We start from the raw sequence: 17,975 nt of genomic DNA on the forward strand, positions 1-17,975 counted from the left end.
TCTTATTAGAAGCTAAATAATGCTTATTCTTTGTCTAACAGTTTCATATAATGCTATACCAGTAGCTACTGAAACATTTAAACTAGAGACCTCACCTAACATTGGTAAGTTAGCCAAAAAATCACAACTTGCTTTTGTACGCTGGCGCATACCACTTCCCTCAGCACCAGCAACTATTGCGATAGGATCAGTTAAGTTCATAGCATATAAGCTATCATCAGCTTCACTAGCTAAGCCAACTATCCAAACACCTAGTTTTTTGAGCTTTTCAATAGCTCTCGCTAGATTTGTAACTATGACAATTTTTGTATGTTCTGCGGCACCACAAGCAACTTTTTTAACTGTCGCATTTATCGGCGCACTGTTATCTTTGGGAATAATTATAAAATCAATCCCAACTGAATGTGCACTGCGAATACACGCACCAAAATTGTGAGGGTCTTGGACATTATCTAATATCAAAATAAATGCATTTTTATCTTGTGGAACTAAGCTTTCAATCTCATTTTCCGTATAAATTTTAAAAGTATTTTTTTCTAGTGCAAAAATATTCTGATGATTAGCATCTTTTTTAACACAGCTAGGAAGTAACTTTAAATCATTAATAAAAGTAACTTTTATATCTTTTGAATTTGCTTTAACATAATAGCTTCTATTTTAGGATTAAGATTTTGTTTTTTAAACACTAATATTTCTTTTGCCTTATCTGATACTATCAAGCTATCAACACCATGAATTCCATAAATTAAACTACTCATTCAGCCTCCAAAAGTCTTACTAGCTTTTCCCTTAAGCCATCAAATGAGCCATTACTCATCATCACAAGTTGTAAGTTTCTGTGTTGATGAATATTTAGTAAGTCATTTATTTGTGTAACAAAATCTTCAATATCCCTGATAAAATCAACATTATCAATATTTTTGAGCAGCTCTTTAACATTCCATTTTAGTAGACTATGATTATATAGTAACACTCTATCGGCTTGTGTTATTGACGCTGGAAGATTATCTTTATTATCCCCTTGACGCATAGTGTTTGAACGCGGATCAATAAGAGCCACTACATAGGCATCTTTGTCTTTATGACGCACAGCTTCTAAAGTCAATTTAATTGATGTTGGATGATGAGCAAAATCATCATACAAAGTAACATTATCTCGATGTAACAATATTTCTAGGCGCCTTTTAACACCTTTAAACTCCTCTAAAGCTTGCTTAATCTTTTCACCGGAGATATTAAGCTGCTTTGCCACAGCATAAGCACTCATAGTGTTTAAAGCATTATGCTCACCTATTAAATCCCATGATATTTGGATACTATTACTATTATCACTAGCCAATTCAAACTTAGAGTAGTCGTAGCTATTTTTAGTTATAAAAACTCCATCGGCTGAATTTACTTTGATAAGCTCTGACCAACAACCCATAGATATTATTTTTTGTACATTATCATCCTTAGCATTGTAGATAATCTTTGCTGTAACTGGCATTTTTCTAAGTAGTTGATGAAATTGCCAAAATATTGCATCAATATCTTTAAAAATATCAGCATGATCATATTCAATATTATTAATCACAAAAATACTTGGATCATAATGAATTAACTTTGAACGCTTATCAAAAAAAGCAGTATCATATTCATCTGCTTCGATAACAAAATACTCAGAATCTGTATAGCGTGAAGAAACCCCAAAATCGCTACTAACACCACCAATCAAAAAGCTTGGATTTAATCCAGCTTGCTCAAGTATTTTTATAGTCATTGTCGTAGTTGTAGTTTTGCCATGTGTTCCAGCTATTGCAATAATCTTTTTATACTTGAGAATATTTTGATATAGCCACTCAGGCCCTGAAAAATAGTTTAACTTTTCTGAAAGTATTTTTTCTATTATTGGCATACCTCTCTTCATAATATTACCAATAATAATCTCATCAGGATTTAGCTCTAACTGAGAGCAATCAAATCCTTGCAATATTTCTATACCTTGAGATTCAAGATAAGTACTCATTGGCGGATAAACATTAGCATCAGAACCTGTTACTTTATAACCTTTTTGTTTTGCTAATACTGCTAGTGAACCCATAAAGGTACCACAAATACCTAAAATATGAATATGTTTTGACATTCAGTCTTTTTTTAAAAAACGTTTATAATTAAGTGGCTAGATTATAACAGTTTATTAAGATTAAATATATCAATACTATTTTAGTTGTTGGTTATATTGACTTGGTATTGTTAAAGTTATTATTTATACTTATAGCAGATTTAGAGTATTAAGAATAAAAAATGTTTATAGAGTTTGCTCTTGAGAGTAAAGTGCTTAAGTTTGGCGAGTTCACCCTCAAATCAGGTCGTATAAGTCCATATTTTTTCAATGCCGGTTTATTTAACTCTGGTAGCCAGCTTGCATCATTAGCTGATTACTATGCACAATTAATTATAAAAAGTGATATCAAATACGATGTTTTATTTGGTCCAGCATACAAAGGAATACCTTTAGTTGCAGCAATTTCAACTTTTTTAGCTGTAAAATACAATATCGATATACCGTATGCCTTTGATCGTAAAGAAGTAAAAGACCATGGTGAAGGTGGTGTATTTGTTGGGGCTGATATGACAAACAAAAAAGTATTACTTATTGATGATGTAATGACATCAGGTACTGCTTTTTATGAGTCATACAACAAATTTAAAAGCATCAATGCTGAAATAGCTGGTGTTGTACTATCGATAGATCGCCAGGAGAAAGCCAAAGATAGTGATATTTCAGCAACTAAGAAAATATCTCAAGACTTTAACATCCCAGTTTTAGCTGTGACAAACTTTGAAAGTATTTTTGAATATGTTAAAGAAAATCTTGATGAAACCATGATTAATAAATTTAAACAATATCGTCAAAAATATGGCTCATAATAAAGATATTTATATAATTTCTGATTTACATTTAAATGCCAATCATGCTGAAATGGCAGAGCTTTTTAAAAAATTTCTAGATAATATTACATCACAGCAGAATCAACTTTTTATCTTAGGAGATTTTTTTGACTATTGGATTGGAGATAATCATCGAGATAACTTCTATCACAAGATCACAGCTTGGTTAAAACTAGCCTCTGATAAAGGCTTAGAAATATTTTTTATGCACGGTAATCGCGATTTTTTAATTGGCCGAAAGTTCGCTAAACAAAGTGGCATTACACTAATTAAAGATCCTTTTTATCTAAATATTGCTGATAAAAAAATAGTTTTATCACATGGCGATCTATTCTGTACTAATGACAAAAGTTACCAGTGGTATAGAAAATGGATCGCATACAACCCTATTTTAAGATTTATTTTTAAAAGATTATCGCTATTTATAAGAGAATATACTGCAAAAAATGTGCGTAAAGCTAGTTATGCAAAAAAACGCAACCACCCAAATGTAGATGTCACTTCTAAAGGTATAGAAAAATATCGTAAAGGTTATCATATTGTTATTCATGGTCATACACATAAAATGGCAATACATATTGCAGATGACTACACTAGATATGTACTAGGCGATTGGTTCAAAGACGGTAATTATATAAAAATTTCTAAAGATTGTGAGATTATGCAGTTTACTACATTACGATAATTTTCTAGTAGCTTATAACTCAAAAGCTTTTGCATAAACCTCACAAAGCTCATCCATAGACTTATTGATTGCTACTTTGTGTTGACCTTTGTCTAGTAGCTTCTGTAAAGCTGATGTAGGTGGCACTTGTAATCTAATATCGGCTCGATAACATCCTCAAATTTAGCTAGATGTGCAGTTGCTACGATTATATAAATCTTTATTAGCATCAAATTGACTTTTTGCCACAAAGCCAGTCGCAGTATGTTGACATACAATTTCATCATACTAACGATAAATTTGCTTTATCTTTTCTATAATTTCGAAATAAGAGACACAAACTGCTTTGACATTGTGTTTGAAACTTTCATAATTTCCTAATAGATATAAAAGTCTTTCAAAATTACTAGGATTACCAACATCCTTAGCATTTGCTAATGTTTCAACACTTGCTTTAGGATTAAACTTACAAGTCTCTAGATAGTCAACAACAGTATCATTAGTATTTAAGCTCATTGATATTTCATTAATTGGAAAGCCCTTTTGCTTAGCCCAAAAAGCAGCCGTAATATTACCTAGATGGAACTATATAATTTGCTTTTTTACTAGTTTGTAAATAGTACTGCTACGATGTATAAACATAGTAAGTAGATTGTAGTAATAATCTACCAATATTTATACTATTTGATGTATTTAATTTTGGTCTCTCTGTCCACCCACGGAGTCTTAAAAGCCTCTTTAACCAAAGCTCAACAATCATCAAAAACACCCTCAACCGCTTGGATATTATCACCCCAACAAGTTATTTGTTTTTCTTGTCTTTTGGAGATTTTACCTTTAGGGAACATCACAATAACACGAATATTACTACTTCCCATGAAAAGCAGCCGCTACCGCAGATCCAGTATCACCAGAAGTTGCAACTAAAATAGTAAATGACTTATCGCTATTTATAGCGCTTAAACAGTTTGCTAAAAATTTGCACCAAAATCTTTAAAATACAAAGTTGGACCATGAAAAAGTTCTAAAACTGATGTGTTTTTATCTAAACGTTTAACTGGCACATCAAAAGTAAAAGCATTATGACAAATCTTATCTAAAGAGCCTTCTAGCTCATCGCCTTTGAAAAACTCTCTCAAAGTACTTGCCGCAAACTAAAAATAGCTCATATCTTTAGCAAAATTCTGCCAATTAACTGTAGTAAATATATCTGGTACAAATAATCCTCCCATCAGGAGCCAATCCAGACTGTATTGCTTCACTTAAACTTTGATATTCTTATCTCTAATACTAATAAAATCATGCTTTACCTTTATTCTTTTTTCTCTAATATATAAGCCTTTGTCACTCATAGTGCTTATTCAACTATTAGACTTTAAGTTAAACTGTTTAAACTTATCTTGGATTGTTTTAGCAACTGCATTTGCATTATCTTGTTTTTTTACAAGTGCAAACATTATTGGGCCAGATCGTGATATACCACAAGCTATAGCTCCTGCAGCATAAGCAGCTTTTTGCACATCATAAAATCCTGTTATTAACTTAGATCTTCTTGGTTGAATTAAAACATCTTTTAAACTCTGAACTATAATTCAATATCTTATGTATATAAAGCACTTATTGTAGATGCTAAATATGCACTATGCTCAACTATTGTAGATAAATCATAAGGATCTTTCAAAAGCTCACGCGCTTTTTTAGTGTCAACCGAAAGATCAGGGAACAATAACTACATTACAGTCAACTATTGGCAAATCTATTTTTTTACATGGTTTTGAACTTTGTAATAATACTAAACCACCAAACATACATGGTACGGCATTATCACCATGGAACGACCCTCTTCGCCATAGATAGCATAATCAATCAAATCATCGTAAAGGTATACGGCTTCTCAAAAAAAGCATTCATTGTAACCAATGCAGCTACTAATGAGGCAGCTGCCTCTATACCATAACCTAGAGTTATACCCTTTTGTATATAAACATCAATACCAATTTTGATATTTTTATCAGCTAGAAACTTTTTGATAATTGCTATAGCAACATTTTATCACTATCAAAGGTAGTTTATCTACTCATGTAGCCCAGTTATGTGCTTGATAACTAAACTCTATGTCATCTCTTTTGATAAGCTCTAGAGTATCACTATAATCTTGAGCTGCTGTAGCAAGGCTACTCCCACCAAACTTATGTACTACCATACTTTACACTCTTATGTTGAACAAATATCAAATTAGTTACTTTTGTATTATACTTTAACAGTAAATTTTATCACTAATAATGATAGGGGTTTATGCTTAAAGTTGGTTTTATTGGTTGGCATGGAATGGTCGGCTCAGTTTTAATGTCTCGTATGATCGAGTCAAAAGATTTTAATGATATTTCACCAACATTTTTCGACATCTTAAATAGGACAACAGCCTTCTGGATTTATGCAACAATATGGCACGTTACAACAAGATGTCAATAGTATTGAGCAACTTAGTAAAATGGGTATACTTCCGAGTTGCCAATGGTTAATACACCAAAGAAATCCACCCTAAACTAAGAGCTTACGGCTGGCAAGGTTTTTGGATAGATGCTACATCTACACTACGCTTAGATCAAAATAGTACTCTAGTTTTAGATCCTTTAAATCATAACTAAATATTGATAATGGTAAAAAGATTTTATCAGTATTAACTGTAACTGTTAGTTTAATGTCACTAGCTATATATAGCTGGCTACTTAAAGAAGATCTTGTTGAATGCTCTAGTACATATCAAGCAATCTCAGGAGCCGGTGATGCAGCAATGCAAGATTCTACTCCAACAAACAGATCTTTTGAGCAAAGCTGATGATGTAAATGAAGATATTCTAGTTAGAGAAAAAATTCTAAGAGAATTATCAAAAGACTCATTAAAAATTTCTCAACAAAAAACTGTACAAACTTTAGCTTATAATCTCCTGCCTTGGATAGATGTTGCTATGCCAAATGGACAGACAAAAGAAGAATATAAAGCAACTACAGAAACTTAACAAAATCTTAGAACCTAAAAAAACTATTCCTGGGATGGTGTATATATCAGAGTACCTAGCTTAAAATCACACTCTCAAGCTCTAACTATTAAACTTAAACAGAAACTAACTATTGAAGAAATTAAGCAAAAGATTTCTCAAGGTAATCAATAGGTTAAAGTAATAGATAATGATAAAGAAGATATCCTAAAATACCTAACACCTCAAGCTACTTCAGAGACTCTAGATATTGCTATAGGGCTATTAAACCATCATTATTAGCTGATGATATATTTCAGCACTTCCACAGTAGGCGGCCAGTTACTATGGGGAGCTACCGAACCGCTTAGACGAGTTTTGAATATTATTAAATATAGAGTTTAATTCCAAAATAGAATCCTATCTATTTTCTTTGCTTAACAAAAGCCACAACTTCTTCCATTTTAAAACTTCTAGCACCTTTGATAGTTAGCTTAGTATTTTGTGATTTATATTCATCCAATACTTTAGTTAAATCATTATTAAGCTCATCTTTGGAGTCATAGTACTTAGCATTTTGGTTTGGATATTCTGCTAAAACATAATCTATTAGATTTTTCTCGCCGAATAAAAATATCTTATCTAAATTTACCTTTTTAAGCCACTGCCCCATCTTTCTATGATAATTTTCAGCCTCATCACCTAGTTCACGCATCGAACTAATAGCGATGATTTTCTTACCATCAAATTCTGCTAAATCTTCGATAGCAGCCTTAACAGCAGCAGTACTAGCATTATAAGTATCATCAACCAAAATCAGCTTATCTGTAAGATGCTCACTTGAGAATCTACCTTTATAGCTTTTGATATTTTGTGTATTTGTAAGAAATTCTTCTGGCTTAAGCCCTGCAGCAATTACACTAGCTATAGCTAAGACACTATTAAACAAATTATGTTTGCCAATATTTGGTAGTTGATAATCGTACTCTTTATCAAAGATTCTAATCTTAACAGCATAATTTTTTGATGTCACGTTATAATCTAATACTAAAATATCAGCTTTTGGATTAGTCATTGAGCAGGTAATCTTTTTACACTCAAGTTGCTTAGCATAGTTTGGAATTCTTTCATCATCAAGATTTACGATACAGTAGCCATTTTTAGGTAATGCCTTTAGAAGCTCACCCTTCTCTATCATTACACCATCAAGAGTTTTAAGGTTCTCAAGATGACAAGCACCAACATTTGTAATCATTGCTATATTTGGCTGGATAATATCAGCAGCGGCTTTTATCTCACCGCCAACACTTGTCCCAGCCTCAATAACTGTAAAATCTGCATTCTGTGAAGTTTCTAATACTGTAATTGGCACACCAAGGTAGTTATTTAGATTACCTTTAGTAAAATGGACTTTTTTCTCACCAAGTAGAGTTACAATCATTTCTTTAACAGATGTTTTACCACAACTACCTGTTATAAATATTATTGGCATAGTTAATGACTTACGATATTCTTTTGCTAATGCTCGTAAGCCTTTTATAGTGTTTTGACAAACTATTTGCAGAATATCTAAATCTTGCTTTTTTGAAACTAGAACTGCTTTGGCACCATTAGCAATAGCACTTGGAATAAACTCATGTCCATCACGATTAGCCATAATTGCAACAAATAGGCCATCATGTCTTATTTCATTTGAATTGATAGCTACTGTTTGTAATGATACATCTTCACCCAAGTATTCCAAACCTGCTTGGGTTACTAATTGTTTTAGTGATTTAATCATTTATTTCTCCATAATGCTTTAATATTCCCCTTCAAGTGTTGAAGGGGGTATTTTTCTTATACTCAGCTATAACCTCTCGCTCATCAAAATGCTCTTTAACACCATTTTTATCAAGATAACACTCATGACCTTTACCAGCTAAAAGAATAATATCGCCTTGACTTATATTCTCTATACTATACTTGATAGCCTTTTCACGAGAGGTAATAAAAATATGTTTTTCTGGATGATTAAAACCTTTCTTAATATCAATAAAAATATTTTCAATATTCTCAAAGCGAGAATTATCTTCTGTAACTACTATTTTATTAGCATATCTCTCAGCTATTTGAGCCATTTTAGGTCTTTTGGTTGGATCTCTATCTCCACCACAGCCAAATATACACCACAAATTAGATTTTGAATATTGTTTTAAAGTCTGTAATGCCTTTTCTAAAGCATCAGGAGTATGTGCATAATCTATTATAACCTTAGCACTATTATCTAAATCAATAATTTCCATACGCCCTTTTACTGGCTTAATTCTAGTGATACTTGCTAAAAGTTGTTCTCTAGCAACATAACCATACAATGCAACTAGGCTTAAACCTAAATTCATTAGATTAAACTCACCAACTAAAGATGTTTGATAAGTACCTATATACTTTTGAGAAACATACAAATCAAAGCTTGTTTGCATATTATGGATATTTTTGACACTTATATAGAAATCAGCATTTTTTGATTTTAAGCTAACAGTTATAAAATCGCAATCACAAATTTCACAAAGCTTTTGACCATATTCATCATCTATATTTATTACAGCTTTTTTTAGGCTTTTAAACTTAAATAACTTAGCTTTAGTCTCAAAATAATTATCCATAGTTTTATGATAATCAAGATGATCATGACTAAGATTACTAAATACTGCAATATCAAAATCTAAACCAGCAACACGCTTTTGATCTAATGAATGTGAAGAAACTTCCATTACTAAGTTTTTCAATTCACCTTTATGATCACTGAGATTGTCGAAATGTGAAGGGCTAGATTGCAAAGCAAGACGATGTAGTACTTTATCAGATGAGTTAAATCTAAATATAACCTCATATAATGATAAAACATCTAGCGTTGTATGAGTGCTTTCTTTCAAAACAGGATAGATACCATTACCATTTGTACCTAGAAGTAATATTTTTTGCGAACTTAAATCTAAAAACTGGGCAATATAATTAGAAATAGAAGTCTTACCATTTGTGCTTGTTATTCCTATTATATTCTTTGGTTTCCTATAATCATAAAACCATTTTGCTAATTCACTGAGCCTATCCTTTAGATTATCTACAAAAAAAATATTTTCTCCATTAGCTAGCTTAGGATTATCACATAAAACAAGTCTTACGCTTTTAGCCAAAACATTAGTAATATATTTATTACCGTCAGTAGTTTGACCTTTTAGCGCTATAAATGCCGATTTATCATCACATTTACGACTATCTAAATAGAGTGATTGAATTTGAAGATTTTTATCATCTAAAGCCTTAATCCCAAGGAATTCTAATATTTGATTTTGATTTTTCATTTTTTCACTGCAAATAAAGCATTGTGGCAAGCTATTATTAAAGTCATAGAATCAATCTCTACAACTGTTCGAACCTGCAAGTTTTTGTAGATATCTATGACTTACAATAAAGCGTGAACATGTGCTAAGCAGTTTTACATACTTTTTCTGCTATTGCAAAAAGTATGTCGCTAAAACTTACACAGTAAGTTAGTAAAGTCTTTAAAATTATTTTTTAAAAGCAGGGAAACCTAGCTTTTCTCTAGCACTATAGTATTCTTTAGCAACTTCTAGAGCTAACTTTCTAACTCTTAGAATATAGCCTTGTCTTTCTGTAACAGATATCGCATGGCGAGCATCTAATAAGTTAAATGTATGCGATGCTTTTAACACAAACTCATAAGCAGGTATAGGCAGATTTTTCTCAACTAATCGATAACCTTCTTTCTCTAATAAATCAAACTGCTTAAATAGCTCATCGACATTTGCCTCTTCAAAGTTATAAGTCGACATCTCAACTTCATTTTGCAAAAACACATCTCGATAGTACAAAGGACCATTCTGCGTATTTACCCATAAGATATCATACATACTATCAACATTTTGGATATACATTGCTAGTCGCTCAAGACCGTAAGTAATCTCACCCATCACCGGCTTACACTCAAGGCCGCCAACTTGCTGGAAATATGTAAACTGTGTAATCTCCATACCATTTGACCATACTTCCCAACCAAGACCCCAAGCACCTAATGTTGGTGATTCCCAGTTATCTTCCACAAAACGAATATCGTTCTCTAATAGATCAATACCAAGCTCTCTAAGCGAACCAAGATATAACTCTTGAATATCATCTGGTGATGGTTTCATCACAACTTGATATTGGTAGTAGTGTTGTGTACGATTTGAATTCTCACCGTAGCGACCATCTGTAGGTCTTCTTGATGGCTGTATATATGCAGCTGTCCAAGGCTCTGGACCTATTGCTCTTAATGTAGTTGCCGGATGAAATGTTCCAGCACCCACTTCCATATCTAATGGTTGAATAATTGCACAACCTTTTGAAGCCCAATAATGATGTAACTTTAAAATAATTTCTTGAAATGTAAGCATAATAATTAAAATCTTCACATAGTTATAACTTTGTAAAAGATTTTATCACATTTAGCTATCAATAAGTATCTTATAAAAGTATCAAAATATTAGCAACACTTAGAATTAGCTAACTGCTGTGATAACCAGGTTACTTTAATTTTGAGTGATGAAAAATCAACCAATTTCCATTGCTAATTAGATGACCAAACTGTGCTAGGAGTATTTAGTCTAGCCTCACTATCTAACTCTAAAATATCTTGTAGTGGCAAGATCACATACTCAGCTATACAGCTAGCTCCAAAATATCGCTTTAGTAGTTTTCTTTGATATCTATTTAGCTCATCGAAATACCAACCTTTTAAGGTGTTATTATTATGAATACCTGAGTAGGCAATAATATTAGCGTCATCAATAAATCTAGCTGTTTTAAGATCAAAATGAAATGGGAAGACTTTCATGCCTTTTAGATTATAGTGATCACGCAATTCAAATACTTCTTGACGTAAATCTCCCAAATCTTCAGCAATAATATTAGCATTAGGAATACGCTTATATACTGTGTCAAAAATCATATCCAGGCGCTTCAATCTACTTGCCAATCACCGCAGTTTTTGGGCTTGCATGAATCTTCCAATATGTATCAAATGCTCTAAAATGATCAATTCTAACAATATAAAATAGTTTAAAGTCACCTTCTAAACGCTCAATCCAAAAGTCAAAATTTATCTCCTGTAACCTATCCCAGTTATATAAAGGATTTCCCCATAATTGACCAGTTTATGAGAAAAAATCAAGAGGAACACCAGCCACAAAAGTTGGATTTTGGTTTTTATCTAATAAAAACACTTCCTGATGTTCACAGACATCAGCAAAGTCAAAACCTAAATATTATTTTTATTAGCATAATCCCTTAGCTAAAACCACTGCTTATAGAAGATAAATTGTAAAAATATTTGGTAATCTATTTCTTCTTGAAACTGCTCAAATCCTATAGTTCTTTCTTTAATCCAACTTTTATAATCTTGAGGCCAGAAATTCCAAGCTTGGTTATCATTAGTCTTTCTAAAAGCTTTAAAATATAACATAATATCTTAACCCAGTCATTTTCAGTTACAAACTTTTGATATGCTGATTTAAGCTCTGAGTTTTGTGATTTATTAAAATTTCCAAAAGCTTTTTTTAGATACTGGTTTTTGTGAACTCTACAGCATAATACTCGATAATACCTGTATCTACATTAAAATGATGAAGATCTTTACTATCCATAAGCTAATCTCTACTAACTTATCAACAGCAATATATATTTCATCACTTGCAAAAGAAGGACTACACTGATGTGGCGGAATTACTAAAACCTAATGGTGTAAGTAGTAATACTTGCCAAATCTTAGTATCTGTTTGTTTGAAATATCAACAAACTCATAAGTACTCTCACCTAAGTCGCCTATACCAAACTCACTAGGTAAACTTGAAATAGCTAACAATAATCCAGCTTTTTTCATAGATTTTCTCTTATTTAAATTCAAGTAATCTTAGATTTTCGAGATATACTTACTATACTCTCCAATAGTTCTATCAGAACTAAAGAAGCCTGACTTAGCAGTATTTACTAAACTCATTCTTAACCAATCTTCGCGATTTTCATAACCTCTAAGCATTTTGTCTTTGATCTTAATATAAATTAACCAAGTCAATTAAAGTTATAAACCAATCTTTATTGATAAGCTCATTAAATATTCTAGTTAATTTATCTTTATCACCAATAGTCAGCATTGTGGTGAAGTTATAAAATCTACAGCATTTTAAATAACTGGATTATTATAGTACTCAATAACTTTATAAACACTAGTTTTATATAAATCAATAATAGTGTTACTATCTTTACCAAAAGTATAAATATTTGCACTTCCTGCCAAATCAGCAATCTCAACATTAGCACCATCCATAGTACCAAGTTTAATAGCACCATTTAACATAAATTTCATATTACCTGTACCAGGAATACCTAGTAATGCTATAGAATCTAAGAAACATGCAGCTAATCTACCTAGACCACCATTACCAAGTGATGGCTCTGGCTCAAACTCCTCAATCTGTACAATATCTTTGCTACTTTCTAATTCACTAGAAATATAATAAATTTTTAGGCTTGCTCTGAAAGTTTTACAGTCTGATCTTTAGCATAAGTTAGTAATGCATAATATAAATCCTTATCATTTGCTGTATTTACATCACAATTTATTATTTTTTCAAGATATAATTTAATTTGATTTTTTCATTCATGATACAAAACCTTTAATAAGAAATTGACTTGAGTTTAAAATATTGATTTCAATAAAGAATATAATGTCATTAAAATATTTTCTATGCAAGATACATAAGATTATTTAACTATTTTCTCGGACTAAATTTTTATATATTTGATATATTTTTTCAGCTGATGAGTCCCAAGTTACTTTCTGTTGTATAGCTGTTTTTCTAACTTTCTTCCAATCTGTCTTACGATTATATAAAGCAAAAGCTCTACGAATTTCTAATAACAAACTCCCAACACTAAATTCATCAAAAACAAATCCAGTAGCAGTACCTTCAGCTAAATTCTCCAAAGAAGCATCTGTAACAGTATCAATAATCCACCAACTTTATGGACTAATGATAAAGTACTATAAGTTAAGCCATATAGTTGTGTTAAACCACATGGTTCAAAGCGTGATGGTACCAGTATCACATTTCAACCAGCAACTAATATGATGAGCTTGCTCTCCATCATAACCTATATGTACAGCAATTGACTTAGGGTATTTTTCAGCTGCAGTTACAAAAACATCCTCAAGAGATTTATCACCACTACCTAGCAATACTACTTGTCTGCCTCTATTTATTATCTTTACTAAAGCTTCAATTAGCAGATTTAAGCCTTTCTGCTCAGTTAGACGACTATACCAAACAAACGTGATCTTCTTTTTTTGCTAGACCTGTCATTTCTTGCAGAGCTGTTTTACACTTTACTTGCAGCCACTGTAGTAATAGAGTAAATTAGCAGCAATCAAAGAATCTTTCTTAGGATTCCATATTTGCGGATCTACCCCGTTTAAAACGCCATATAAATCATTGTGACGATCTACCAGTAAACCCTCAAGACCACACTCCTGTTGATAAGTTTGTATTTCCTTAGCATATGTTGGACTAACTATAGTAATCTTATCAGTAAAGTATAATCCTGCCTTCATAAAAGATACTTGACCATAAAACTCTAAACCATTTATGCTTAAAAAAATGACCAGGCAAATCTAGAAACACTTAGTGGAAAAGTCCTTGATACGTAAGATTATGTATTGTAAAGACAGTTTTGACAGTTTTTATCCACGTAGCAATTTCACTTACCTTTATTTATGTATGCAGGTAACTAGCCCAGCGTGCCAGTCATGACTATGCACTATATTTGGTCTCCAATGAGAATATAACTCCTCAGAAAGTCTTACTGCAACCCAAGCTAACGAAGCAAACCTTAAGTAGTTATCTGAATAAGCTTGATTTTTATTATCTTCATAAGGATTACCAAGGCGATTATATAGATTAGGAGCATCAATTACATATATGTTAAGCTTTGAGTCAGGAATCTTAGCTAAAAAAATTGCTATTTCATCACTGTCAAATCGTCCTGTAAGCTTAAGCAAAAGTTCTTTATTCTCAACAGCATTTAATAAATGCTGGAAATCCAGGAACTAAAACTCTACTATCAACACCAAACTTAGATAATGCTGGAGGTAAAGCTGCTGTAACATCTGCTAACCAGCCTGTTTTTAGTAATGGATATAGCTCACTACATACATGTAAAAATCGCATAATTTCTTATTACACTAATTTATTTTTTAAGTTATCAATCATTTGTTTAGTAACTAATACCACCCTTTTGTCAGTCCTAAAAAAATTTTTAGCATCCTCTTTAGGATTCTCACCGATAACCATGCCATCAGGAATACACAACCTCTATCTACTATAACTTTTTCCAAGCGACAATTCTCACCAATAACATCAGGCATAATTACACACTGATCTATAACACAGTTAGACGAGATTCTAACGTTTGAAAACATAAGCGATTTTGATATCTCTGAACCTAAAACAATACAGCCACTAGCAGCTAAAGTATTGGTAATAACACCATGCTTACCTTTTCTATCATGAACAAATTTAGCTGGTGGTAGCTGTTCTTGTGCTGTCCAAACTGGCCAATCTTTATCATAGATATTTAGCTCAGGCATATTTGCTACCAAATTAAGGTTAGATTCCCAGAAAGCATCAATAGTACCAGCATCTAGCCAGTATGGCTCAACACCATCATCTCTTGGCACACAAGACATACTAAATGGGTGAACCAAAGCTTGGTTCTCCTTAACTATCCTTGGGATTATATCTTTATCAAAATCATGACTTGATGCCTTATTAGCAATATCTTCCTCAAGCAAGTCATATCAAGTAGTCTGAGTTAAATAGATAAATACCCATACTAGCTAGACATCTATTAGGGTCTCCTGGTATAGTAGTAGGCGCATCTTTTTGTGGTTTTTCTATAAAACTAGTTACTCTACGCTCTTTATCAACACCCATTATACCAAATGCAAAAGCTTCTTCTTTATCAATTTCAACACATCCTACAGTACACTTGTAACCACTTTTAACATGATCTTTAAGCATAACTGAATAATCCATCTTGTATATATGATCCCCAGCAAGAATTACCACATACTCAGGACCATAGAGCGTAAAATATCGATATTCTGGTAAACAGCATCAACTGTACCTCTATACCAATGCTCTTCATCAACCCTTTACTGTACTGGTAAAAGATCTATAAATTCATTTAGCTCGACACGTAAAAAAATCCCAACCACGCTGTAAATGGCATAATAGTGAATGTGATTTATACTGAGTTACTACCCTTATCTTACGAATACCATAGTTCAAACAGTTGGATAAAGCAAAATCAATAATCCTGAATTTACCTCCGAAGTATACTGCTAGTTTTGCTCTAATCAGTTAAGTTGTATAAATGTGATCCACGCCTCCAGCTAAAACTAATGCCATAACTTTTTTGTACAACTGATATGATCAATTATGATTATCCATATCATAAACTCCTTTGTGTTAAAATTTTTTATTTAAGTAACTACAGTCGGTTCTTTCATACCTGTTAGAGACTTAATCTTGGTTAGCTGTTCAGCAATATCAATTAAATCTGCTAAAGTTTGTTGTGTTGATACAGCAAATTTACTACTATCTTCTTGATACTTTTCTAGATAAATGCGTAAAGTAGAACCTTGAGTCCCTGTACCAGATAACCTAAATACAATACGCGATCCATTGGCAAAAATAATTCTTATTCCCTGATAATTTGATACTGAGCCATCTATAGGATCCGTATAGCTAAAATCTTCTGCAATTTCTATAGACTCACCATTAAACTGATTTGCTACTAAATTTGGTAAGTTTTGTCTTAATGAAACCATGATTTTATTAGCAATTTCACTATCTATAGATTCATAGTCATGTCTTGAATAAAAATTACGCCCAAACTTTTGCCAATGTTCGACTACAAGCTGGTCAATACTTTTGTTAGTTTCAGCAACTAAGTTTAACCAGAAAAGTACTGCCCAAACACCATCTTTCTCACGAATATGATCAGAACCTGTACCATAACTTTCCTCTCCACATAAAGTGATTTTTTTGGCATCAAGTAAATTACCAAAAAACTTCCAGCCAGTAGGAGTTTCATAACAAGGTATTTGTAATGCTTGTGCCACTCTATCAACAGCTGTTGAGGTTGGCATCGACCTAGCTACACCTTTGATACCATCACTATAGGCTGGAATAAGATGCGCATTTGCTGCCATAATGGCAAGACTATCTGATGGCGATACATCAATTTCTTTACCAACAATCATATTCCTATCAGCATCACCATCAGAAGCTGCCCCAAAATCAAATTCTCCACTACGCATATGTTTGACTAGATCAGCAGCATTTACTGGATTAGGATCAGGATGATGCCCACCGAAGTCCTCTAGAGGCTCTGCATTTACCACTGTCCCAGTAGGAGCATTTAAAAGATTCTCAAAAATATATTTTGAATAAGGGCCTGATACAGCGTTCATCGCATCAAAGCGCACTTTAAATCCTTGTGCAAATAATTTACGAATTTTATCAAAATCAAAAATCTGTTGCATCAATTCAGCATAATCACTTACTGAATCAATAACCTCAACCGTTGTATCCTCTATCTTATAAGTACCTAGCTTAGTCAAATCAAGACAATCATCTTTAGTATCACTCATCAAATACTCAGTAATTTTTTGTGTCTCTAGATAGATTTTTTCTGTAATCTTTTCTGGTGCTGGACCGCCATTTGCAACATTATACTTGATACCAAAGTCACCATCAGGGCCACCTGGATTATGGCTTGCAGATAATATAATCACACCAAAAGCCTTGTACTTTCTGAGTATACAACTAGCTGCTGGAGTAGATAATATCCCATTTTGACCGACTATTATTTTAGCAAAACCATTTGCAGCTGCCATTTTAACAATAGTTTGTATTGCAACATCATTGTAATAGCGACCATCACCACCGACTACTAGAGTTTTACCTGTGGTATCAGTCAGTGAATTAAATATTGATTGAACAAAATTCTCAAAATATGCTGGCTGTTGAAAAGCTATAACTTTATTTCGTAGTCCAGATGTACCTGGTTTTTGATTAGCAAAAGGTTTGGTTGATATAGTTTGAATCGCCATTTTTTTATATTGGTTAATATACACCTAAATAGTGAGTTAGTCGATGTTAGGTAGCTTATTGTTAAAGCCTATATTATTCATCTTATCACTATCTCCTTGAATTTAGAATAACCAATAAATTGTATTATTTGTAAAATTATTTTTTATCTTAATTATCTAATTTACTAAGCTCATAATAAACTAT

Annotated in this window: 7 protein-coding genes and 9 pseudogenes; 3 read left to right on the forward strand and 13 right to left on the reverse strand. The window is 32.3% G+C overall.

Features of this window, described 5'->3' with window-relative positions; all coding sequences use genetic code 11:
• Nucleotides 1-12: 12 nt before the first annotated feature.
• Together rlmB and mpl are read right to left on the reverse strand one after the other, a co-directional pair.
• Nucleotides 13-758, reverse strand: a pseudogene (gene rlmB / locus C9379_RS07090) (23S rRNA (guanosine(2251)-2'-O)-methyltransferase RlmB).
• Complete coding sequence (gene mpl / locus C9379_RS07095; protein ID WP_143384517.1) at nt 755-2,125, reverse strand: UDP-N-acetylmuramate:L-alanyl-gamma-D-glutamyl-meso-diaminopimelate ligase; 1,371 nt, start codon at nt 2,123-2,125, stop codon at nt 755-757. Before mpl ends, rlmB begins: the two are co-directional and overlap by 4 nt.
• Before the next feature lie 161 nt (nt 2,126-2,286).
• Between mpl and pyrE the strand changes: the two genes are divergently transcribed.
• The gene (gene pyrE / locus C9379_RS07100; RefSeq protein ID WP_143384516.1) at nt 2,287-2,913 is read left to right on the forward strand and encodes an orotate phosphoribosyltransferase; all 627 of its coding nucleotides are present in this window, start codon (nt 2,287-2,289) and stop codon (nt 2,911-2,913) included.
• A complete protein-coding gene (locus C9379_RS07105) occupies nt 2,903-3,619 on the forward strand; it encodes a UDP-2,3-diacylglucosamine diphosphatase (RefSeq protein WP_143384515.1) in 717 nt (238 codons plus the stop codon). The genes pyrE and C9379_RS07105 overlap by 11 nt, the downstream gene beginning before the upstream one ends.
• Nucleotides 3,620-3,631: 12 nt before the next feature.
• Here C9379_RS07105 and thrC read toward each other — a convergent pair.
• Nucleotides 3,632-4,950 (reverse strand): annotated as a pseudogene (thrC, locus tag C9379_RS07110) (threonine synthase).
• A gap of 9 nt (nt 4,951-4,959) precedes the next feature.
• Nucleotides 4,960-5,744, reverse strand: a pseudogene (locus C9379_RS07115) (homoserine kinase); the annotation flags it as partial.
• 149 nt (nt 5,745-5,893) lie between these two features.
• On the opposite strand from C9379_RS07115, the pseudogene C9379_RS07120 reads away from it, so the two are divergent.
• Nucleotides 5,894-6,981: pseudogene (locus tag C9379_RS07120) on the forward strand (aspartate-semialdehyde dehydrogenase).
• A gap of 19 nt (nt 6,982-7,000) precedes the next feature.
• Here C9379_RS07120 and C9379_RS07125 read toward each other — a convergent pair.
• The 9 genes and pseudogenes from C9379_RS07125 to C9379_RS07165 all read right to left on the reverse strand — a co-directional run bounded on the left by C9379_RS07125 (nt 7,001) and on the right by C9379_RS07165 (nt 17,791).
• The gene (locus C9379_RS07125; RefSeq protein ID WP_143384514.1) at nt 7,001-8,359 is read right to left on the reverse strand and encodes a UDP-N-acetylmuramoyl-tripeptide--D-alanyl-D-alanine ligase; all 1,359 of its coding nucleotides are present in this window, start codon (nt 8,357-8,359) and stop codon (nt 7,001-7,003) included.
• A gap of 31 nt (nt 8,360-8,390) precedes the next feature.
• A complete protein-coding gene (locus tag C9379_RS07130; RefSeq protein WP_143384513.1) occupies nt 8,391-9,920 on the reverse strand; it encodes a Mur ligase family protein in 1,530 nt (509 codons plus the stop codon).
• A gap of 207 nt (nt 9,921-10,127) precedes the next feature.
• Nucleotides 10,128-11,012, reverse strand: coding sequence for a glycine--tRNA ligase subunit alpha (gene glyQ, locus C9379_RS07135; RefSeq protein WP_143384715.1), 885 nt, complete (start codon nt 11,010-11,012; stop codon nt 10,128-10,130).
• An 89-nt stretch (nt 11,013-11,101) separates the two neighbouring features.
• A pseudogene (gene malQ, locus C9379_RS07140) lies at nt 11,102-12,496 on the reverse strand (4-alpha-glucanotransferase).
• Between the two features lie 30 nt (nt 12,497-12,526).
• Nucleotides 12,527-13,135, reverse strand: a pseudogene (locus C9379_RS07145) (glycogen/starch/alpha-glucan phosphorylase).
• Nucleotides 13,136-13,381: 246 nt separating this feature from the next.
• A pseudogene (glgA, locus tag C9379_RS07150) lies at nt 13,382-14,840 on the reverse strand (glycogen synthase GlgA).
• Nucleotides 14,841-14,849: 9 nt separating this feature from the next.
• Nucleotides 14,850-15,463, reverse strand: a pseudogene (locus C9379_RS07155) (GlgC family sugar phosphate nucleotidyltransferase).
• Between the two features lies 1 nt (nt 15,464).
• Nucleotides 15,465-16,034, reverse strand: a pseudogene (locus tag C9379_RS07160) (sugar phosphate nucleotidyltransferase).
• 122 nt (nt 16,035-16,156) lie between these two features.
• Nucleotides 16,157-17,791: an alpha-D-glucose phosphate-specific phosphoglucomutase gene (locus tag C9379_RS07165; RefSeq protein WP_143384512.1), complete on the reverse strand. Its 1,635-nt coding sequence runs from the start codon at nt 17,789-17,791 to the stop codon at nt 16,157-16,159.
• Nucleotides 17,792-17,975: the final 184 nt, after the last annotated feature.

The organism is Francisella-like endosymbiont (genome assembly GCF_003069505.1).
Classification (GTDB): domain Bacteria; phylum Pseudomonadota; class Gammaproteobacteria; order Francisellales; family Francisellaceae; genus Francisella.